Annotated in this window: 18 protein-coding genes; 6 read left to right on the top strand and 12 right to left on the bottom strand. The window is 61.8% G+C overall.

Annotation, left to right across the window (positions count from 1 at the left end; all coding sequences use genetic code 11):
- Positions 1 to 191: 191 nt before the first annotated feature.
- A complete protein-coding gene (locus ACM6IO_RS21105; RefSeq protein WP_414912163.1) occupies positions 192 to 740 on the bottom strand; it encodes a cysteine hydrolase family protein in 549 nt (182 codons plus the stop codon).
- 101 nt (positions 741 to 841) lie between these two features.
- Here ACM6IO_RS21105 and ACM6IO_RS21100 point away from each other — a divergent pair, with 101 nt between their 5' ends.
- The 3 genes from ACM6IO_RS21100 (at position 842) to ACM6IO_RS21090 (ending at position 4,001) form a co-directional block, all read left to right on the top strand.
- On the top strand, positions 842 to 1,840 hold the full coding sequence (locus tag ACM6IO_RS21100; protein ID WP_223415629.1) for a GlxA family transcriptional regulator: 999 nt from the start codon (positions 842 to 844) through the stop codon (positions 1,838 to 1,840).
- Positions 1,841 to 2,143: 303 nt separating this feature from the next.
- Positions 2,144 to 3,253, top strand: coding sequence for a DUF3182 family protein (locus tag ACM6IO_RS21095; protein WP_414912162.1), 1,110 nt, complete (start codon positions 2,144 to 2,146; stop codon positions 3,251 to 3,253).
- Complete coding sequence (locus ACM6IO_RS21090) at positions 3,243 to 4,001, top strand: alpha/beta hydrolase family protein (RefSeq protein WP_008044043.1); 759 nt, start codon at positions 3,243 to 3,245, stop codon at positions 3,999 to 4,001. Before ACM6IO_RS21095 ends, ACM6IO_RS21090 begins: the two co-directional genes overlap by 11 nt.
- 103 nt (positions 4,002 to 4,104) lie before the next feature.
- On the opposite strand, the gene ACM6IO_RS21085 is transcribed toward ACM6IO_RS21090, so the two are convergent.
- The 5 genes from ACM6IO_RS21085 to ACM6IO_RS21065 all read right to left on the bottom strand — a co-directional run bounded on the left by ACM6IO_RS21085 (position 4,105) and on the right by ACM6IO_RS21065 (position 13,115).
- The gene (locus tag ACM6IO_RS21085; RefSeq protein ID WP_414912161.1) at positions 4,105 to 5,091 is read right to left on the bottom strand and encodes a lysylphosphatidylglycerol synthase domain-containing protein; all 987 of its coding nucleotides are present in this window, start codon (positions 5,089 to 5,091) and stop codon (positions 4,105 to 4,107) included.
- A complete protein-coding gene (gene clsB, locus ACM6IO_RS21080; protein WP_414912160.1) occupies positions 5,078 to 6,373 on the bottom strand; it encodes a cardiolipin synthase ClsB in 1,296 nt (431 codons plus the stop codon). The genes ACM6IO_RS21085 and clsB overlap by 14 nt, the downstream gene beginning before the upstream one ends.
- A complete protein-coding gene (locus tag ACM6IO_RS21075; protein ID WP_414912159.1) occupies positions 6,370 to 7,167 on the bottom strand; it encodes an endonuclease/exonuclease/phosphatase family protein in 798 nt (265 codons plus the stop codon). Before ACM6IO_RS21075 ends, clsB begins: the two co-directional genes overlap by 4 nt.
- A 214-nt stretch (positions 7,168 to 7,381) precedes the next feature.
- Positions 7,382 to 8,593: an MFS transporter gene (locus ACM6IO_RS21070; protein WP_008044054.1), complete on the bottom strand. Its 1,212-nt coding sequence runs from the start codon at positions 8,591 to 8,593 to the stop codon at positions 7,382 to 7,384.
- Between the two features lie 214 nt (positions 8,594 to 8,807).
- Entirely contained in the window at positions 8,808 to 13,115 is a 4,308-nt protein-coding gene (locus ACM6IO_RS21065; RefSeq protein ID WP_414912158.1) for a DEAD/DEAH box helicase, read from the bottom strand.
- A 315-nt stretch (positions 13,116 to 13,430) separates the two neighbouring features.
- Between ACM6IO_RS21065 and ACM6IO_RS21060 the strand changes: the two genes are divergently transcribed.
- Together ACM6IO_RS21060 and ACM6IO_RS21055 are read left to right on the top strand one after the other, a co-directional pair.
- Positions 13,431 to 14,315 (top strand): sugar nucleotide-binding protein, encoded by an 885-nt coding sequence (locus tag ACM6IO_RS21060; RefSeq protein ID WP_032829110.1) that lies wholly within the window; start codon positions 13,431 to 13,433, stop codon positions 14,313 to 14,315.
- Positions 14,308 to 15,237 carry an NAD-dependent epimerase/dehydratase family protein gene (locus ACM6IO_RS21055; protein ID WP_414912157.1) on the top strand — a complete coding sequence of 310 codons (930 nt, stop codon included), beginning with the start codon at positions 14,308 to 14,310 and terminating at the stop codon, positions 15,235 to 15,237. Before ACM6IO_RS21060 ends, ACM6IO_RS21055 begins: the two co-directional genes overlap by 8 nt.
- Positions 15,238 to 15,312: 75 nt before the next feature.
- On the opposite strand, the gene ACM6IO_RS21050 is transcribed toward ACM6IO_RS21055, so the two are convergent.
- The 5 genes from ACM6IO_RS21050 to ACM6IO_RS21030 all read right to left on the bottom strand — a co-directional run bounded on the left by ACM6IO_RS21050 (position 15,313) and on the right by ACM6IO_RS21030 (position 19,459).
- A complete protein-coding gene (locus ACM6IO_RS21050) occupies positions 15,313 to 16,011 on the bottom strand; it encodes an OmpW/AlkL family protein (RefSeq protein WP_414912156.1) in 699 nt (232 codons plus the stop codon).
- Positions 16,012 to 16,234: 223 nt separating this feature from the next.
- On the bottom strand, positions 16,235 to 16,753 hold the full coding sequence (locus ACM6IO_RS21045; RefSeq protein WP_032829112.1) for a DUF3299 domain-containing protein: 519 nt from the start codon (positions 16,751 to 16,753) through the stop codon (positions 16,235 to 16,237).
- A gap of 11 nt (positions 16,754 to 16,764) precedes the next feature.
- Entirely contained in the window at positions 16,765 to 18,030 is a 1,266-nt protein-coding gene (locus ACM6IO_RS21040; RefSeq protein WP_008033758.1) for an ABC transporter permease, read from the bottom strand.
- 1 nt (position 18,031) lies between these two features.
- Positions 18,032 to 18,742 carry an ABC transporter ATP-binding protein gene (locus ACM6IO_RS21035; RefSeq protein WP_008033756.1) on the bottom strand — a complete coding sequence of 237 codons (711 nt, stop codon included), beginning with the start codon at positions 18,740 to 18,742 and terminating at the stop codon, positions 18,032 to 18,034.
- Positions 18,743 to 18,874: 132 nt separating this feature from the next.
- Entirely contained in the window at positions 18,875 to 19,459 is a 585-nt protein-coding gene (locus ACM6IO_RS21030) for a DUF2796 domain-containing protein (RefSeq protein WP_192228077.1), read from the bottom strand.
- 135 nt (positions 19,460 to 19,594) lie between these two features.
- Between ACM6IO_RS21030 and ACM6IO_RS21025 the strand changes: the two genes are divergently transcribed.
- Positions 19,595 to 19,945 (top strand): hypothetical protein, encoded by a 351-nt coding sequence (locus ACM6IO_RS21025; protein ID WP_414912155.1) that lies wholly within the window; start codon positions 19,595 to 19,597, stop codon positions 19,943 to 19,945.
- Positions 19,946 to 20,017: 72 nt separating this feature from the next.
- On the opposite strand, the gene trxA is transcribed toward ACM6IO_RS21025, so the two are convergent.
- Complete coding sequence (gene trxA / locus ACM6IO_RS21020; protein WP_223415638.1) at positions 20,018 to 20,890, bottom strand: thioredoxin; 873 nt, start codon at positions 20,888 to 20,890, stop codon at positions 20,018 to 20,020.
- Positions 20,891 to 20,988 lie beyond the last annotated feature (98 nt).

Below are 20,988 nucleotides of genomic sequence, written 5' to 3'. Positions count from 1 at the left end.
CCATGGATGGCCGATGGCGGCGGGCCCACGGAGCAGGACCGGAGCGAGGGCATGGCGAGCCTAGGCGAGCCACCGAACGAAAGGGGCAAGAGCCCTTGGTTACTTGGGGCTTTTCCAAGTGACTCGCTGTAAGAGCGAAACCAATAGCAGCCGTTACCGCAGCAACGGATATGTACTCACCTCACCTCACCTCAACCAGCCAGAAACTCGCCAGTAGACACCACACGAGCATAGGCAAACCCCAACGCCGACATGAACGCGGCATGAACATGGGCAGCCGGAACCGTAAGTCCGTTGAAATCCAAATCCCGCGAGGCACAGGCGTCATGAATGACAGTGACGGCATAACCCATGTCGGCGGCCGCACGGGTAATGCCATCGACGCACATGTGACTCATGCTGCCAACCACCACCAACTCCTTGATACCCTGCTCGTCGAGAATTGACTGCAATTCAGTTTCGCGGAACGAGTTGACGAAGTGCTTGAGCACCACCGGCTCGTCGGCGCGGTTCAGGACTTTGGGATGCAGCTTCGCGCCTTCGGAACCCGGGGTGAAGAAGGGCGCTTCGTCGGAAGTGAACTCGTGGCGAATGTGCACCACCGAATCACCGGCATCACGAAAAGCTTTAAGCAGGCGTACGGCGTTATCCGCAGCCGCGTCGGCGCCGACCAGCGGCCACTTGCCCTGGGGGAAGTAGTCGTTTTGGATATCAACTACGATGAGTGCTTGCTTGGCCATGACTGTTTCCTCGAAGTGTGTGTGGGTGTGGAATGAAGTATTGGCTCTGGCGGACCGTCCGAGGATTGGCCGCACCGACAATAGAAGGGGGAAAACTGACAATGGACGCACAAAGGCCAATCGCCGAGCTGGGCGTGCTGATTTATCCCGGCGCGCAGATGGCGGCGGTGCACGGGCTGACAGACTTGTTCGGCGTGGCGAACCGGATTGCCGCCGACTATCAGGCGGCGCAGTTGCCGTTGTTGCGGGTCAGCCATTGGCAGGTCGATGGCGATCAACCACCCCAGCGCATCTACGACAGCCATCCCGCGCCAGACGGCGCATTGGTGGCGGTGTTGATCCCGCCGTCGATTGGCGGTTTTTCCGAAGGCCAGGCGCCGCAAGGCTTGCTGCGCTGGATTCGTCAGCAGCACGCACAAGGCGCAACCCTCGGCGGCGTCTGCGTGGGCTCGATTCTATTGGCTGAGAGCGGCCTGCTCGACGGCCGCAGCGCCACCACCCACTGGACGTCGGCCAAGGCGTTCGCCGAGCGTTATCCGGCGATCAAGCTCAAGGCCGATACGCCGATCGTCGATGATGGCGACTTGATCACCACCGCCGGGTTGATGGCCTGGTCCGAGCTGGGTTTGCGTCTGGTCGACCGATTGCTGGGGCCGAGCATCGCCACCGGCACTGCGCGGTTTCTGGTGGTGGAACACAGCGACAGTGCGAGTGAATGTGGCAGCAACTTTTCACCGATCCTCAGCCACGGCGACGCCTCGATTCTCAAGGTTCAGCATTGGCTGCAAAGCACCGGCGCGACCGATGTGTCGCTGGCGACCATGGCTGAACGGGCAGGGCTGGAAGAACGTACTTTCCTGCGCAGATTTCGTGCTGCAACCGGGCTCAAACCCACCGAGTACTGCCAGCACCTGCGGGTCGGCAAGGCCCGGGAAATGTTGGAGTTCACCAACGGCACCATCGACCACATTGCCTGGACCGTCGGTTATCAGGACCCGAGTGCCTTCCGTGCGACGTTCAAGAAAATTACCGGGCTGGCGCCGAGTGATTATCGGACGCGGTTTGGGGTTTCGCCGACCGCCGCCGGAGCCCGTCAATAAGCCACACCGCAGATTAAAAATGTGGGAGCGGGCTTGCTCGCGAAAGCGGCGTGTCAGTCGCCATTGATGCTGGCTGGGCCACCGCTTTCGCGAGCAAGCCCGCTCCCACATTTGGATTTGCGCAAGGCTTTGATCGTGCAAAATGCCGGGAGCGAAATGGCCGTCGTGCAGAATGAGACAGGCCCAGTGCCATCACCGATTCTGCAACTGATTGAATTGCCGATTATTTCAAATCAGCTGCCGTTGGCCTGATCTCTGCACCCCTACAACTACATTCATCAAGCGCCGATTGAAGGGGGACGCATGACCCCAACAAACAGCAAGAAACTGGTGGTCGCCCATTCGGTGCGGCCCGACGCGCCACAGCACGAAGTCGAAACCAATCACGCATTGGCCCGTTGGCTGGCGCAGGTTCTCGGGTTCAAATTCGGCGGCAGCTACGATCCCGAACACCACAGCGGTCGTGATCTTTATCTGCTGCCGACACAAACCATTGTCGGCGCTGCGGCCGCGCGACAATTGGGCGTCAAGGGCCCGGAGGATTTGTGGGGCGGCTACGTCGAGCATGATTTCATCTGCACCAAAGCCATCAGCCACGGCTTGCGCAACAAAAACGCTTTTGCGCCGCACGGCTGGTCGCCGTTGTTTTGCGAACGGGTGCGCAACGTGGTGCTCGAGGGGCTCAGCGTGTTCTCCCTCGACGATGCGCGCCCTGCGGCGGAGTATTTGCTCGATAGCGGACCGATTCGCCTGAAACCGATCCATGCCTGCGCCGGACGCGGTCAGGAGGTGATCCAGAGCCTCGACCAATTCGATGCGATCCTCGACAAACCCGATGCCAAAGCGCTATTCACCGAAGGCGTGGTGTTGGAGCAAGACCTGACAGAGGTGGTGACCCACAGCGTCGGCCAAAGCTTCATCGGCGACACAGTGCTGAGTTACTGCGGTGATCAGTACCTGACCGCAGACGGTCATGGCGAGCAGGTTTATGGCGGTTCCAATCTGCTCGTGGTGCAGGGCGGCTACGACGAACTGCTCGAACTGCAACTGCCCGACGACGTGCGGCTGGCCATCCGCCAAGCGCAGGTGTTCGACCGTGCGGCGGACGAGGCCTATCCCGGTTTCTATGCCTCGCGGCGCAACTACGACATCGCGCAAGGCCTGGACAGTAACGGCACACAGCGCAGCGGCGTGCTTGAGCAGTCCTGGCGCATGGGCGGTGCCAGCAGCGCCGAAGTCGCGGCGTTGCAGAGCTTCGTCAACGACCCGCAGATGAGCGCGATTCGTGTGTCCTCGGTAGAAACCTACATCGATCAAGCGCTGCCGGCGGACGCCATCGAGGTGTACCGCGGTCCGGCGCACAACAGTGAATTTCTCCTCAAGTACGTAACGGTCAAATCCTATGACGGCTAGAAGCGAAACCATTCAGATCGACATCGACGATGAACAGATGAGCGGGACTTTTCTAAGCCCCAAATCGAAGGTCCCCGGCGTGCTCTTCGTGCACGGTTGGGGCGGCAGTCAGGAGCGTGATCTTGAACGGGCCAAAGGCATCGCAGGTCTGGGCTGCGTGTGCCTGACGTTCGACTTGCGCGGGCACACCGGTGGCACCGGCATTCCACTGACGCGGGTTTCCCGCGAAGACAACCTGCGAGATCTGCTGGCGGCGTACGACCGATTGCTCGCGCACCCTGCGCTCGACACCTCAGCGATTGCTGTGGTCGGCACCAGTTATGGCGGTTATCTGGCTGCGATTTTGACCTCATTGCGCCCCGTGCGCTGGCTGGCGCTGCGGGTGCCGGCGTTGTATCGCGATGAGCAATGGCACGCGCCCAAGCGCGAACTGGACAAGCTCGATTTGCGTGATTACCGCAGCACGCTGGTGCGGGCCGACAGCAATCGTGCGTTGCATGCCTGTTCGCAATTTACCGGGGATGTGCTGCTGGTGGAGTCCGAGACTGACGACTATGTGCCCCACGCGACCATCATGAGTTACCGGGCGGCGTGTCAGCAGACGCACTCGCTGACCCACCGCATCATCGACGGCGCCGATCACGCATTGAGCGAGCCGGTTTCGCAGCAGGCGTATACGTCGATCCTGGTGGACTGGATTACCGAGATGGTGGTGGGTGAGCGGTTGAGCATTATCCAGTCGACGTAAGAGCTGCGGTGGATTCTTCGCGGGCAAGCCTCGCTCCTACAGGAAGCGCGCAAATCCCGTAGGAGCGAGGCTTGCCCGCGAAGGCGTCCTTACAACCACCCAATCACTTGGGCTTTTTCGCAATCCGCAGCGACTTGGCCTTGGCCTCCACAATCAAATACATCACCAACGTAATCAACAACGGCAAGATGAAGTAAATCGCCCGATACGCCAGCAACCCCGCCACCAGGCTCCCCCGCGAAGCCTCATGCTGCAGCAACGCCACAAACACCGCCTCCAACACCCCGAGCCCCGCCGGAATGTGCGTAATCACCCCGGCAATCGCGCTGATCAACAACACGCCAAGCACCAGCGGATAATCCAGCTTGCTCGGCAGAAGGGTGAAAATCACCGCCGCCATCAGTGACCAGTTCAGCGCCCCGAGCGCCAGTTGCAGCACCGCCATGCGCAGGGACGGCAGGTTGATTTCGACGCCGCGAATCGCCCACTCCCGCCGCTTGGAATACTGACAGGCCACCAGGTAACCCGCGCTCACCAACAGCAACAAAACCCCCACGCCCTGCAACGCACCACTGCTGAGTTTCCAGCCCGGTGGCATCCGCACCAGCCCGCTGCTGAACATCGCGCCGGCAATCACCATGTAGCCGAACCAGTTGGTCGCCAGGCTCAGGCCGAGGATTTTTGCGATGTTGCTTTTGCTCACGCCGAGCCGCGAGTAAAGCCGATAGCGCATGGCAATGCCGCCGACCCAGGCACTCAGGTTGAGGTTGAAGGCGTAGCTGATGATCCCCACTGGCAGGATCTGTTTCCAGGTCAGGTCCTGACGAATATAGGTGCGGCCAATCAGGTCGAAACAGGCGTACACCAGAAAACTCACCAGCGTCAGCCCGGAGGCGATGATCAGCGTGCGCACTTTGAAATCGGCGAGGGTGTCGAACACCTCGTTCCATTCGATGCGTTGGGCCAGCATCGTGAACAGGACGATCAACGCCAGGAAAAACAGCATCGTCAGCGGTTTCTTCCAGCGACTCCAATGCGACTTGTGCGGGCTGTCGGCATGAGGCGCCGAATGGGTTTCAGCGCGGTTCATGGTGATCGCCCCCGGCGAGATGGGTGAAGGGCTTCAGGCGTGGCTTGTGTGCCGGCAGCCAGCCGGCCCACGCCGGGAAGTGCCGCAGGAAGTGAAACACCAGAAAACCGACGGTCATGTGCCAGACCCGTCCGCGTGGGGATGTGTCCGCACACATGGCTTTGCAGTGGTTGTCGCTCAGCCTCTCGAGGCGTTCGAACAAATCGCGGTTGAAGGCGCGATCGCGGATCAGCACATTGGCTTCCAGGTTCATCGCCAGGCTCAGCGGGTCGAGGTTGCTCGAGCCGACGGTGCTCCAGTCTTCGTCCACCAGCGCGACTTTGCCGTGCAGCGGGCGCTCGCAATATTCGTGAATCTGCACCCCGGATTTGAGCAGGTAGTCATAGGTCATGCGCGCCGCCAGTTTGGCCACCCTCATGTCCGGCTGGCCTTGCAGGATCAGTCGCACCTCGACGCCTCGCCGCGCGGCGTTGCGTATCTCGCGCAGCAAGCGATAACCGGGAAAGAAATAGGCGTTGGCAATCACCACGCGACGCTGGGCGCTGCGAAGGACATGTCGATAAACCTCTTCGATATCGGTTTGATGATCACCGTTGTCGCGGTACACCAAACGGACCTGGCCGTCGTGATCGTTGAACGCCAGTTCCGAGCGCCGCTGCCGCCGGCGTTGCCACCAGTATTTGGCGCGGGCCGGGCGACCGCTTTGCAGCAGGGCGAAATGATGAATGTCGGTCACCGCCGGGCCTTGCACTTCAACCGAGTAATCCTGTTTGGCCTCGGGGCCGAAGTCGGCCAGATGGTCGGCGGAAAAGTTGATCCCGCCGATGAACGCAATCGTGCCGTCGACCACCACGATCTTGCGGTGCAGGCGCCGGAACCAGTTGGTGCGGATGCCCAGCCGCTTCGGTGCCGGGTCAAATATTTGCAGGTGCACACCGGCCTCGCTCAACGCGGTGAGGTAATCGGTGCTCAACTCGCCACAACCAAACCCGTCGAGACTGGCGGTCACCCGCACGCCGCGTTGAGCCGCGTCGATCAGCACGTGCTGCAGCTCTTCGCCGACCTTGTCCTCGAAAACGATGAAGGTTTCCAGGAGGATTTCAGTCTTGGCCTGGCGCATGGCTTCGAACACCCGCGGGAAATATTCTTCACCGTTTTCCAGCAGTTCCACCCGGTTGTTGCCCTGCCAACCGTATTCAACGTCGACCACGCCGGGCTCACGCACGGGCGGGTTGGTGGGCACGTGATCCACGGTGGTTTTTTCCATCGGTGCGCTGCTCATAGCTCGATCTCCACCGATAGCGGTGCATGGTCGGAGAGGTGGGACCAGGGCCGCGCCGCCAGGACTTGCGGACGGCTGGCCTTGAGGTTGCGCACGTAGATGCGGTCCAGGCGCAAGGCCGGCAAGCGCGCCGGAAAACTGCGCGCCGGTTTGCCGTGGAGTTCGGCGAAGACCTCGCGCAAACCACAGGGTTTGAGCATTGCATCGGCGCGCTGACGCCAGTCGTTGAAGTCACCGGCGACAATCACCGGCGCGTCGCTCGGCAATTCTGCGAGGCGTTGGGTCAGCAGCTTCAGCTGTTCATTGCGATGGGTTTCGCGCAGCCCCAAATGGACGCAAATCGCGTGCACCTCCGGGCCATCGACGGGCAAGCGCAATACGCAATGCAGGATGCCGCGGTTTTCGTGCCCGCTGATGGACACGTCGAGGTTGTCGTGGCGAATGATCTGGAATTTCGACAACAGCGCATTGCCGTGATCGCCTGCCGGGTACACCGCGTTGCGTCCGTAGGCGAACTGCGGCCACAGCGTGTCGGCGAGGAATTCGTACTGCGGCATCGTCGGCCAGTTGCTGTAACGCTGGGGATGGTGCTCGTGGGTGCCGTGGACTTCCTGCAAAAACACCACGTCGGCGGACACGCTGCGTACCGCTTCGCGCAATTCCGGAAGGATGAAACGCCGGTTGAGCGCGGTGAAACCCTTGTGCGTGTTGACCGTCAGCACGGTGAAGCGGCGTACGGCGTTCACGGTTCCTGACGAGTCATCGTAGGGGTTGAACTGCTCGGCGCGGTTCATGGCAACACACCTTGTGCCGCAGGCTCGCCGGAGGCAAAGAAGCGCCAAGCTGAAATACCGATGTGAATCGCCGCCATGTCGCCTCCCGTCCGAGGGTCCCCGGTTGCCCCTGTCTTTTGATGACTGCGGGGCAAGCGAGAAAGTTTCGACGGGACTACAGACGGTAGGAGGGCTAAACCTGTAGGAGCCGGCTTGCCGGCTCCTACAAGGGTAATCAGTGACCGGCGACGATGCGGGTCGAGCCTTCAGCCGGTTCAGCGTAGACCGGGCCGAGGCGATCGAGGCGACCGCTCCATGCAGTCAGCGCCAGCGCCACCAACACCACCAGACCACCGATCCACGCGGTATGGATCAGGCCCATGTGGGCGACGATCAAACCACCGCCCCACGCGCCACCGGCAATGCCGAGGTTGAACGCCGCGATGTTCAGGCCGGAAGCCACGTCCACCGCATTCGGCGTGTGATGTTCGGCCTGACGCACCACATACACCTGCAAGCCCGGCACGTTGCCGAAAGCGACCGCGCCCCAGACCAGTACGGTGGCCAGCGCCAGCCACGGGTTGCCGGCGGTGAAGGTCAGCACGAACAACACAGCAGCGAGCAGGGCGAAGATGATTTTCAGGGCTTTGATCGGGCCGCGTTTGTCGGCCAGTTTGCCGCCCCAGATATTACCGACAGCCACCGAGATGCCGTACACCAGCAACACCAGGCTGACGGTGCCGGCGCTGAAACCAGAGATGTCTTGAAGAATCGGCGCTAGGAACGTGAAGGCGATGAACGAACCGCCGTAACCGACTGCCGTCATGGCATACACCAGCAGCAGGCGTGGTTGTTTAAGGACCTGCAACTGTTCCAGCAGCGAAGCCGGTTTGCTGTGGGTGATGTTTTTCGGCACGTAGAGCAGGCTGCCGATGAACGCAATCACACCCAAAGCAGAGACAGCGAGGAAAGTTTCACGCCAGCCGAAATGCTGACCGATGAACGTCCCCAACGGTACGCCGGTGACCAGCGCCACCGTCAGGCCGGTGAACATGATCGCAATCGCGCTGGCGGCTTTTTCCTTCGGCACCAGGCTGGTGGCGATGGTCGAGCCAATCGAGAAAAACACCCCGTGGGCCAGGCCGGTGACGATTCGCGCAATGATCAGCGATTCGTAGCTCGGTGCTTTCCACGCCAGCAGGTTGCCAAGGGTGAACAGCACCATCAGCGACAACAGCAGCATTTTGCGCGGGACTTTGCCGGTGAGGGCGGTCAGCACCGGGGCACCGATGGCAACGCCCAGGGCATAGAGGCTGACCAGCAGGCCGGCGGACGGCAGGCTGACGCCTAGGTCGGCGCCGATAGTGGGTAACAGGCCAACGATGACGAACTCGGTCGTCCCGATGGCGAAGGCGCTGAGGGTCAGCGCGAGCAAGGCAATGGGCATGGCTGCAACTCCGGTGGGTTGATTGATGGAGCGCAGTGTCGGGGATTGGGTTGTGCGGAAAAATAGAGGTATTGGCATTTGATATTTGCCCTGGACGCAAATATCGCTTTGACGGGTACACCAGATACCTGTAGGAGCGAGGCTTGCCCGCGAAGGACGCGCCGCGGTGTATCAAGGAGGCCGCGTCATCGTTATTCGCGGGCAAGCCTCGCTCCTACAGGGAATTGCGGTGATTCAACTTGTTGCGTATTTCACTCGTCGATTCCACCCAGAAAACCTGCTGGCCAGCGATCTCGGCAGCCACCGGCAAACCATCGCGGTACACCAACCGATTATTCGTCAGCGCCGGCACTTTCGCACCGGGTAGCAGCGTGCCGGCGAGGTTCAGCGGATCAACCCCGCACACGGCAATCAGACTCCCGTCATGCGCCCGCCGTCGCACTTCGCGCAGCAACGGAATCGCCTCGGGCAAGGCGAACTGTTCACCGGCCAAACCACTGACAAACCGCCCGCCGCGAATCTCGCCGCGAGCCTCCAGCCGATGGAACGTGCGCAGCAATTCGCGCCAGCTCGGCAACCAGTCTGCTTCGCGTTCCAGCAGGCGCCAGAACACCACGCCGTAGCGGCGCAGCAAGGTCATGGCGATGTGTTCCAGGGTGTCGCTCGGCGTTGAATGTTTGTTATCCACCACCGGCGCTGGCGCCCCGCGTCGAAGCAAGGCCCAGCGTCCGGCGTCATCCATGCCTCCGATAAACGCCCCGCGCCCGCGTCGGCTGCTGCGATTCTGCCGTTTACTGGTCGGCGTGATCAGCGCCCGCAAACCGGCAAAACTGTCGGCGTTCACCAGCCCGGCGCCGACCAGTTCCTGCAAGGCGATTTCCAGCTCCGAGCGCAGCAGATGAGCCTCGTGAATCAACTCATCGAAAAACAGCGCGCCATGTTGGCTGAGGGCTTGGTAAACCTTTTGGGTTTTGGGTGACAGGTCGCTGACCGGTGTCTGTTCGGTCAGACCGCTCCACAACCCGACCTGGCTGCGCGGCAGCAACACAATCGGCGTGCTGCGCAGCGCCGTGCTGACGCTTTTGTTGTGTGCGGTCAGGCGGGTCCAGACCAGTTTGCCGCTACGGCACAGGTCATCCAGCCAACTCGCCGAATAGCCTTTGATCCGTGCCGCAAGAATGTCGCTGTCCCAGGCTGAAGCGGCGGCGGGATAGCCTTCGAACTGAGCGACGATGGCGGGCAGCACCGCATTGCCCTGGCCTTGGGTCGAGACAGAAAGATGCTGCCAGTCGAACAGGAATCGCATGAAATCCTGCAACGCCACCGGCTCGATTTCTCGCCGCAGACGCTTGACCGTGTAGCGATGAATTCGCGCCAGCAGATGCCGCTCGCACCATTCTTCCTGATCGGCGCCGGGGGTAAAGTGGCCGCGCAGCACATACCCTTCGCGTTCCAGTTGCCCGAGTGCCTGGGTGACGTGAGTCGCAGGTAATCCCAGAGGTTTGGCAATCGCGCTCAGCGGCAACGGACCAAAAGCACTGAGCCGTGCGCGGATGACTTCCAGCACCGCTTCGTCCGACTCCCAGGCTTCATCAAAACCGGGTAGCGCCTCCAGCGGTGGCGAAAAATTTGCCTGTGGATAAATGGCGCGCAGGCACGTCAGCCGTTCCACCGCCAGCCACAGCAATTGCCCGGCATCGATCTGCAAACGACTGGCGCGACCGCTCTCGGCAAGGGCATTCAACCAATCAATCCACTGCGCATTGGCCTGCGCTTCGGCATCGGCGATGCACGCGAGGCTCATCAACGTCTCGTGCATTTCATCGGCATTGGTCGGCGTCGGCCAGGCCTCTTCGCGCACCGCTTGAATCGCCTCGGCATCCAGCGCGCCGAGGTCGTCGGTGGACTGCGGATCGGTCCAGCGCCGGTTGAGCACGGCTTGGGTGCGGCGCTCTTCCAGCGGCGCGTCGTCGAGAAAGGTGTAAGGCCGGGCGCTGAGGATTTCGGCGGCCAGCGGCGAAGGCGCCGGCAGGTCGCGGCTGATCAGGCGAACGTCGCCGCGTTCCATGCGCCGCAACAACGTCAGCCAGCCTTCGCAGTCCATGGCTTCGTGGAGGCAATCGTCGAGGGTCTGTTCCACCAGTGGATGATCGGGAATCTCCCGTTCGCCGGCGAGGTTTTCCACGCAGGCGATCTGGTCGGGAAACACGCTGGCGATCAGGTCTTCGCTTTTCATCCGCTGAATCTGCGGGGGGACTTTGCGCCCGCCGCTGTAACGCGGCAACGCCAATGCAACGCCGGCATTCCAGCGCCAGCGCACGCCGAACAGCGGCGCATCGAGCACCGCTTGAGTCAGCAGGTGTTCGGCGCTGTTGCTGTGCAGGTAGCGCCAGACCTCATCGAGCTCAAAGCTGTGGCTGGTGGACAACGACAGCACAATCGCATCTTCGCTGGCAGCGGCCTGCAATTCGAAGTTGAAGGTGCGGCAGAAACGCTTGCGCAGGGCCAGGCCCCAGGCGCGGTTGATGCGGCTGCCGAAGGGCGTGTGGATGATCAGTTGCGTGCCGCCGGACTCATCGAAAAAGCGCTCCATCAGCAGCGTGTCCTGCGAGGGCAGGGCGCCCAATGTCAGGCGTGCGCGGGCGAGGTAATCCACCAGTTGTCCGGCGCTGTCGAGGTTCAGGCCGAGGGTTTCGGTCAGCCAGTCGAGGGCTGGTTGCAAGTTGCCGGGCGTGGTGCCGAGCAGGTCGTCGAGTTGCGCTTGCAGGCGCGCCACGGCGAAGGACAATTCCGCGCTGCGCCCCGGCGCTTCGCCGAGCCAGAACGGAATGGTCGGCGGCTGGCCGTGCGCATCTTCGACCCGGACCTTGCCGGTTTCGACCCGCAGGATTCGGTACGAGGTGTTGCCCAACTGAAAGACATCACCGGCGATGCTTTCCACGGCGAAGTCTTCGTTGACGCTGCCGATGTTCAGCCCTTGCGGTTCCAGCAGCACGTTGTAGTCGGCGTTGTCCGGGATGGTGCCGCCGCTGGTCACGGCGGTCAGTTTGCTGCCGCGCCGACCGCGCAGCGTACGCGTCACGGCGTCGCGGTGCAGGTACGCGCTGCGGATGCCCTGGCGACCGTTGTAGCCTTCGGCGAGCATCTGCAGCAGCGCCTGATAATGTGTTTCGTCGAGGTCAGCGTAGGGCGAAGCATTGCGGAACATCTCCAGCAGCGCGTGCTCCGGCCATTCCTGGCAACTGACCTCGGCGATGATCTGCTGGGCCAGTACGTCCAGCGGCGCTTGAGGAATCTGCAAAGTATCGAGTTCACCCCGGCGCACGCAGTCGAGCAGGGCGGTGCATTCGATCAAATCGTCGCGGGTGGTGGCGAACAATCGGCCCTTGGGCGTGCCGCCGACCTGGTGGCCGGAGCGGCCGACCCGTTGCAGGAATCCGGCAATCGAACGCGGCGATGAGATCTGACAGACCAGATCGACATCGCCGATGTCGATCCCCAGTTCCAGCGACGCCGTGGCGATCAGCACTTGCAGGTCGCCGCACTTGAGGCGCTGTTCGGCATCGAGGCGAAACTCCTTGGCCAAGCTGCCGTGGTGGGCGGCGACTGCTTCCTTGCCGAGACGTTCGCTCAAATGCCGGCTCAGGCGTTCGGCCAGCCGCCGGGTGTTGACGAAAATCAGTGTGGTGCGGTGTTCGCGGGCGAGGACGGCGAGGCGGTCGTAGACCAATTCCCACACATCGTTGGCCATCACCGCCGACAGCGGCACCGGCGGTACTTCGATGCCTAGATCCCTTGGACGGGCGTGGCCGATGTCGATGATTTCGCATGCGCGATCACGACCGACCAGAAAGCGTGAAACTGCTTCGATGGGTTTTTGCGTGGCGGACAGGCCGATGCGCATCAACGGTGCTGCGCATAACGCCTGCAAACGCTCCAGACTCAGGGCCAGATGGCTGCCGCGTTTGCTGGCAGCGATGGCGTGGATCTCATCGACGATCACCGTGCGCGTGGTGCCGAGCATTTGCCGGCCGGAGTCAGAGCCGAGCAGCACGTAAAGGGACTCCGGGGTGGTCACCAGAATGTGCGGCGCGGTCTTGCGCATCGCTGAGCGTTCTTTTTGCGGCGTGTCGCCGGTGCGCACGGCGGTGTTGATCTGCAACTCGGGCAGGCCCAGCGCACGTAACTGTTCAGTGATGCCGGCCAGCGGGTTTTGCAGGTTGATCTGGATGTCGTTGGACAAGGCTTTGAGCGGCGAGACGTAGACCACCAGTGTTTCGTTGGGCAGCCCGTCTGCGGTTTCCAGGCCACGGTGAACCAGATCGTCGATGACGGCGAGAAACGCGGTGAGGGTTTTGCCGGAGCCGGTGGGCGCGGCGATCAGGGTCGAACGGTGCTGACGGATCAGCGGCCACGCCCGGGCCTGGGCGGCGGTGACCGTCGGGAAGGTGTTGCTGAACCAGGCGCTGACGGCGGGGTGGAAGCCTGCCATGGCCGCGTCCGTGGGGATGGGCAGATTCATGGAGTAATTTATGCGGGCGGGGTGAGGAAGATGCAAGTACCGCTCGGGATCTCTGCTGGCCTTCAGGGCCTCTTCGCGGGCAAGTCGGATCGCCGCCCGCTCGCTCCTACAGGTTTCACGCGTGGCCTTGTAGGAGCGAGGCTTGCCCGCGAAGAGGCCATCAGCAGCACCACAAATCCCGGAGATCTACACTTTACGGATGACGGTTGCGCACTAAACCCGCAAAATGCAACGATTCCGGCAACTATCGACGGCACTGCCCGCGAGCGGTGCCGATAAAGCCATTGATCCAATCAGACTGGGCCTGCTGACTCTATGCGAATGCGCCTTATGTTACTGGGCGGCGGAAATGCCCTTGGGCAGGCGCTGATTCGCCTCGGTGCGGAGGAAGACATCGGTTTCCTCGCCCCCCGCCCACCGCAAGACGGCTGGGATGCCGCGAGCCTGACGCAACTGCTCGACGACACGCGCCCGGACGCGTTGATCAACCTCGCCTACTACTTCGACTGGTTCCAGGCGGAGACGGTCAGCGAATCGCGACTGGCCGGGCAAGAGCGTGCAATCGAGCGTCTGGCCGAACTGTGCCAGCATCACAACATCGTTCTGCTGCAACCCTCGAGCTATCGGGTGTTCGATGGCTCGCGGGCGACCGCCTACAGCGAAAAAGACGAGCCGGTGCCGCTGGGCCTGCGTGGTCAGGCCTTGTGGCGCATCGAGCAAAGCGTGCGCGCGACCTGCCCGCAGCATGTGCTGCTGCGGTTCGGCTGGCTGCTCGACGACAGCCCCGACGGTACCCTCGGGCGTTTCCTGTCCCGTGCCGAAAAACCGGAAGAACTGTTGATGGCCGATGACCGTCGCGGCAACCCGACGCCGGTCGACGACGCGGCCCGGGTGATCATTTCGGTGCTCAAGCAACTCGATTGCGCGGCGCCACTGTGGGGCACCTATCACTACGCCGGGCACGAGGCGACCACGCCGCTGGCGCTGGGGCAGGCGATTCTCACCGAAGCCCGCGCACTGCATCCGCTGGCCATCGAAGCGCCGACCGCCCAGGCTCACGCCGCACGCCCGGACGCTGCCGAAGAGCCGCAACATGCGGTGCTGGCCTGCAAGAAAATCCTTCACACCTTCGGGATCAAGCCCCGCGCCTGGCGTGCGGCACTCCCTGGCTTACTGGACAGGTTCTATCGCCATGGCTGACGGCCCTGTTTTAATCACCGGCGGCGCGGGTTTCATTGGCTCGCACCTGACCGACGCCTTGCTCGCCAAGGGCCATACGGTACGGATTCTCGACGACCTGTCCACCGGCAAACGCAGCAACCTGGCGCTGGATAATCCTCGCGTCGAGCTGATAGTCGGCGACGTCGCCGATGCCGCCCTGGTCGCTCGCGCAATGGCCGGTTGCAGTGCGGTCGCGCACCTGGCAGCCGTGGCGTCGGTGCAGGCTTCGGTGGATGATCCGGTGAAGACTCACCAGAGCAATTTCATCGGTTCGCTGAATGTCTGCGAAGCCATGCGCCAGAGCGGCGTCAAACGTGTGCTGTTTGCCTCCAGCGCAGCGGTCTACGGCAACAATGGCGAAGGCCAGTCGATCGACGAAGACACGCCCAAGGAACCGCTGACGCCGTATGCGTCGGACAAGTTGGCCAGTGAACATTACTTCGATTTCTACCGTCGCCAACATGCGCTGGAACCGGTGATTTTCCGCTTCTTCAACATCTTCGGCCCGCGCCAGGATCCGTCCTCGCCGTACTCCGGGGTGATCAGCATTTTCAGCGAGCGCGCGCAAAACGGCCTGCCGATCACCGTGTTTGGCGATGGCGAGCAGACGCGGGATTTTGTTTACGTCGAAGATCTGGTCGACGTGCTGGTGCAAGCCATCGAAAAACCGCAGATTGAAGTCGGCGCGGTCAATGTCGGCTGGAACCAGGCGACCACGCTCAAGCAAATGCTGGAAGCGTTGAAAGTGGCGGTCGGTGAACTGCCGCCAGTGAGCTACGGGCCTGCGCGTTCGGGTGATATCCGCCATTCGCGGGCGAACAATCAGCGACTGCTGGAGCGGTTTTCCTGCCCGGCTCAGACGCCGATGAGTGTCGGCCTGGCGCGGTTGTTGGGGCGCTGAGTTTTTCGCCAGCAAGAAAAAGGCGCCTGTGAAGGCGCCTTTTTTTTTCAGCTCGTTCCCACCACGTGAACGATTTTAGAACTTGTAACCCAGGCCCACCATGTAGATGAACGGGTCCACGTCGACATCGACCTTGGCACGGGTGCCTTGTGCCACGGCGTTGTTTTCCACGGTGGCGGTGGTATCGATGTCGATGTAACGCACTTGGGCGTTGAGCATGATGTTGTCGGTGATCATGTAGTCGGCACCGACCTGAAACGCCATGCCCCAGGAGTTGTCTGCCTTGAAGTTGCTGAAGCCATTGGCGCTGGCCTCGCTGCCGACGTGCTCGTCGTAGATCCAGGTGTAGTTGATACCGGCGCCAACGTACGGTTGGAATGCAGACTTGCCGTCCAGTGGGTAGTAGACAACGCTCAAGGTCGGCGGCAGGTGTTTCAGGCTGCCGAGTTTGCCGTTGGCCGCGCCCAGCACGGTGCCTTTGAGCTTCACGTCATGTTCGAATGGCGTGGCCGCGAGCAGCTCGATGCCCCAGTGGCTGTTGAGCATGTAAGCGAAGTTCAGACCCAGTTGGGTGTCGCTGCTCATGGTGGCCTTGCCACCCAGATTGGTGCCTGCCAGCGGGCCTTGATCGACTTTGACGTCGGAGCTGTCGGCTTTCGGGTTGACGGTGATTGCACCGGCACGAAGGAGGATGTCGCCGGCTTCGTGGGCGTGGGCGAGCGGGGCTGCGAGCGCGAGGGCAAACAGCGAGGCGCTGAGCAAGGACTTGTACATGGAGGCTCCAGAGGACGTTAAAAATGTTCGATGTCCAATGGTACGGAGCGGTCTGGTCCGGTCTTTTGACTCAGCTCAATGAAACGGTGATGGCCCGTTTTTTTGCGGAACCTTTGAGGATGCCTTCGCGGGCAAGCCTCGCTCCTACGGGTTAGCGCCACACCTGTAGGAGCGAGGCTTGCCCGCGAAGGCGTCCTTCAAATCAACACATGACTACCGGGATTCACTCCGGCAATTCATAGATATAAATCTTGTCCGCCTCCATCTGATACCCGGCATCCGCCAACTCACTGGTCGACGCCTTGACCTGCAACGCCCCCTCAATCCAATAAGGCTGATACAGCTCGTCCAGCTTCACGCCGACTTCGCTTTTCACATGCACGATCTGGTTCGACGGCGGTGGCGGTACATGGATGCAGGCGCCGAAATACGGCACCAGCAGAAACTCCGTAGTGCGGCCTTCTTCACTCACTTCCAGCGGCACGATGTAGCCCGGCAGGCGAATGCTCTGGCCGTCGAGGCTCTTCACCACCGGTGCATTGGGCATGTCCTGTTTCGCGGCTGGCGCCGACTCGGCGGACAGCGCGCTGCCCATCTGCGAGAGGTCGTGCAGGGGTGTCATGTTTGGCACTTCCGGCGCGGCGTCCGGCGGGATCATTTCCGACCAGGTCAGCTCTTTCGGCTCGGCGGCCCACAGCGGCAAGGCAACCAGCATCAACAGCGCAAGCAAAGCGCGGGGCATCATTAACGTCCTCATAGTCGGATCGACAGGCCATCGGCCAGGGATTGGCGATACGCGCGCCACGCCGGCACGCTGCCCATCAGCAGCGCGGCGATCAGGATGCCACCGAGCAGCGTCCATTCATATTCGCTGGGCCACGCCAGCGGCAGAAACAGACCGTAATTGGCCTGCACGTAGCCTTGTGCAGCGGCGATGCCCACATAAAGCAGGGCCACGCCGGCGATCACGCCCGACAGCGCCAGGGCGAACGCCTCCAGCACCAGCAACGTCGCGATGTGCCATGGCCGCGCGCCCACCGAACGCAGAATCGCCATCTCGCGCCGACGTTCATTGAGGCTGGTGAGAATCGCCGTGAGCATGCCGATCAACCCGGTCAGCACCACAAACAGCGAGACCACGAACAAGGCTTTTTCTGCGGTGCTCATCAAACTCCACAATTCTTGCAGCGCCACGCCCGGCAGGATCGCCAGCATTGGTTCGCCACGGAATTCGTTGATTTCGCGCTGCAGGGCAAAGGTCGAAATCTTGCTGTTGAGGCCGAGCATGAACGCGGTGATCGCTTGCGGCGTCAGGTCCATGTTGCGTGCCTGATCAGCACTGATCCGACCGTTGCCGCGCGCCGGCACGCCGTTGTGCCAGTCGATGTGAATCGCTTCCATGCCTCCGAGGCTGATGTGCAATGTACGGTCCACCGGGGTGCCGGTGCGTTTGAGAATGCCGACCACGGTGAACGGTTTGTCGTCGTGCTTGACCAGGCTGATCACCGCCACGCCGTGGGCCAGCACCAGTTTGTCGCCGAGTTTGTAGTGCAGTGCATCGGCCACTTCGGCGCCGAGCACCACTTCGAACGGATCGGTGGCGAAGGCGCGGCCGTCGGCCAGTTCCAGGTGTTGTTGATGACCGTACTGGTAATGCTCGAAGTACGCCTCGGTGGTGCCCATCACCCGATACCCGCGATGGGAATCGCCCAGCGACATCGGGATCGCCCACTTCACTTTCGGGTTGTTGGCGAAGTGCTCGAAGCTGTCCCAGCGGATGTTGTTGGTGGCATTGCCGATGCGGAACACCGAGTACAGCAGCAGGTTCACCGAACCGGAGCGGGCGCCGACGATCAGGTCGGTGCCGCTGATGGTGCTGGCAAAACTGGCCTTGGCTTCGGTGCGCACGCGCTCCACGGCCAACAGCAGGCAGACCGACAGGGCGATGGCGAACGCGGTGAGGATCGCGGTGAAGCGGCGGTTAGCCAGGCTGGCCATGGCTAGACGAAACAAATACATCTCAAACCTCTGCAGGCGTGGCGGCGCGATTGAGTTCGGCCAGCGACAGGTTGCGATCGAACAGCGGCGCAAGGCTTTGGTCGTGGCTGACGAACAACAGGCTCGACCCGGCTTCGCGGCATTCGGCGAACAACAGGCGAATGAAGTTTTCGCGGGCGTCGTAATCCAGCGCGGAAGTCGGTTCGTCGGCGATCACCAGCTCCGGCTGACCGATCAACGCACGGGCGGCGGCGACGCGTTGCTGTTGGCCGATGGACAGCGAGTCGGCGCGGCGACCGAGGATGCTTTCATCCTTCAAACCCAAATGAGCGAGCAAGGTTGCCGCCGCCTGATCGACGCTGCCATGACGCTGGATCGCCCGTTCGGCGCGCAGCCTGGAGAAGTGGCAGGGCAGCTCGACGTTCTCGCGCACCGAGAGAAACGGCAGCAGGTTGAACTGCTGGAAGATGTAGCCGGTGTGATCGACGCGAAAGCGATCACGCGCCCCGGCACCGAGTTCGGTCAGTTCCTGGCCGAGCAGGCGAATGCTGCCGCGATCGGGCTTTTGCACGCCACCGAGCAGGCCGAGCAGGGTGGTCTTGCCGCTGCCGCTGGGGCCTTTGAGGAACAGGGTTTCACCCGGTTCCAGGCGAAAGGCCGGGATGTCCAGCAGCGGCGGATGACCGGGCCAGCTGAAGCCCAGGTCGGACAGTTCGATGAGTGCTTGGGTCATAACACCGGTTTCATGAATGCAGATGACCTGTAGGAGCCGGCTTGCTGGCGATTGCGTTCGCCGCGGTCCTTGGATGAGACCGCGTTATCGTTCATCGCCAGCAAGCCGGCTCCTACAGGGGGCGGTGGTGGATCAGAATTTCAGGGCGGCCGCCTTGGCCGTCACTTCTACCCCTTGCTGCCCGCTCGGGCTGATCAGTTGTACCTGAATTTTCTGGGTCGCCGGGAACGTGTTGAAGAGGTTTGTCAGATCCAGGGTTTTCAGTGCGCCCGGCGTCGCGCAGGTGAACTGGTAATGAGCGTGGATTTCGCTGTGGTCGTGGTGATGCTCGTCTTTGGCATCGTCGTCATGATCATCATCGGCATCCGGCTTGTCACCGAACAGCGGGCTTTCCAGTTCCTGAGTCGCGACCACGCAACCCGCCGCTTTCGGCAGGTTGAACAGGGCCAGCGGTTTTTCAAGTTGTGCACGGGCGGTGGCGACTTTGGCTTTGTCGGCGTCGCTGGCGGCCGCGTGTTCGAAACCCACCAGGTTCATCGCCGGGCTTTCCAGCTCCAGCTCCAGGGTCTGACCGTCCAGCGCTGCGTTCAGGCGACCGACACCATGCTCGTGGGCACCGAGGCTGCCGTGTTCATGGTCGTGATCATGCTCATCGGCGGCATGGGCGATGGCCAGCGGCAACAGGGCAAACGGCAAAGCGAGCAGCAGACGGCGCATGGCGGGTCTCCGAAAAGTAAAATGAAGAATTTGTTATGTAATCTTATAACGTAAGTGCGAGGAGTTTGACCGGCTACTTGGCGTTGCACAAGTCCCATGGGAGCATGCAGGTCAGAAATGTGCGGGAGCGAAACCATGTTGCGTATACGCGGAAGCATCGGCGACTGGCCGGTGGATTTGACCCTGGAGATGGACGACGCTGACTGGGCGCGGCTCGGCGCGCAGGTGCAGGTAGTCAAGCCAGAGGTCAGTGCAGCGCCGGCCAAACCGGTGAATCAGGATGATGCGCAGTGGCAGATCGCAAAGGATCTGCTGCGCAAGGCCGGGCAACTGAGCGGGCCGGATTTGCTGGAGCAACTGGAAGGTTTGACTGGCAGCGCAGCGTCGGGCAAGCGTCTGCTGGTGCGGTTGCGGCATAGCGCGGAAGTGAAAGTGTCGAGCGGCGGTGATACGCCGCTCTACAGCTGGATCAACCCCAATTTGTAGGAGCAGAGCTTGCTCGCGAAGGCGATCTCAAGGACGCCTTCGCCGGCAAGCCGTGCTCCTACAAGGTTGCGATCAATACAGCGCAGCAAACAACTTGCGGCGATACGTGGTCACCAGCGGGTGATCATTGCCCAGCAATTCGAACACTTGCAGCAACGTCTTGTGCGGCAAGCCTTCGCTGTAGCTGCGGTTACGCACGAACAGCTTGAGCAATGCATCCAGCGCCGCATCGTACTGCTGACGGGCCAGTTGCTGGATCGCCAGTTGATACACCGCTTCATCGTCCTGCGGATTCTTCGCCAGGCGCGCCTTCAAGTCGGCGGCATCCGGCAAGTCCTTGGCCTGGCCGAGAAACTGGATCTGCGCTTTTGCACCGGCCAATGCGGCCTTGTGTTCATCGCTTTTCACCGCGTCGAGCACGGTTTGCGCTTCACCCAGCTCACCCCGTTCAGTCAGGCAACGGGCATACAGAATCAGCGCTTTGGCGTTGGTGTTGTCTTCGCCCAGCAGCACTTTGAGAATGGCTTCTGCGTCAGCGAAACGGCTCTCGTCAAACAGCGCCTGAGCCTGTTCAAACGGATCAGCCGCCGCCGGTGGCGGCATTTGTACGTGAGGCTCCAGCATGGTGCGGACGGCGGATTCCGGCTGCGCACCGGCAAAACCGTCCACTGGCTGGCCATCCTTGAACAACACCACGGTCGGCAAGCTGCGGATGCCGAAGCGAGCGACGATGTCTTGTTCCAGATCGCAGTTGACCTTGGCCAGCAGCAACTCGCCCTGATAGCTCTCGGCGATGGTCTGCAGCATCGGCATCAGCACTTTGCAGGGCGCACACCATTCGGCCCAGAAATCCACCAGCACCGGTTTGTGGAAAGAGTTCTCGATCACCGACTGGTCGAAATCGGCAGTCGTGGCGTCGAAGATGTACGGCGTTTGCTGACTCATGGGGGATCTCGTAAAAGCGTGAATGGGGCAACTATACGGCTTGGCGGGGGGGGCTGAAAGTGTGCGCAGTCTGACAGATTGCCTTCGCGGGCAAGCCT

Source organism: Pseudomonas sp. IT-P44, from assembly GCF_949768225.1.
Lineage (GTDB): Bacteria > Pseudomonadota > Gammaproteobacteria > Pseudomonadales > Pseudomonadaceae > Aquipseudomonas > Aquipseudomonas migulae.
This window is presented reverse-complemented; position numbering and strand designations above follow the sequence as displayed.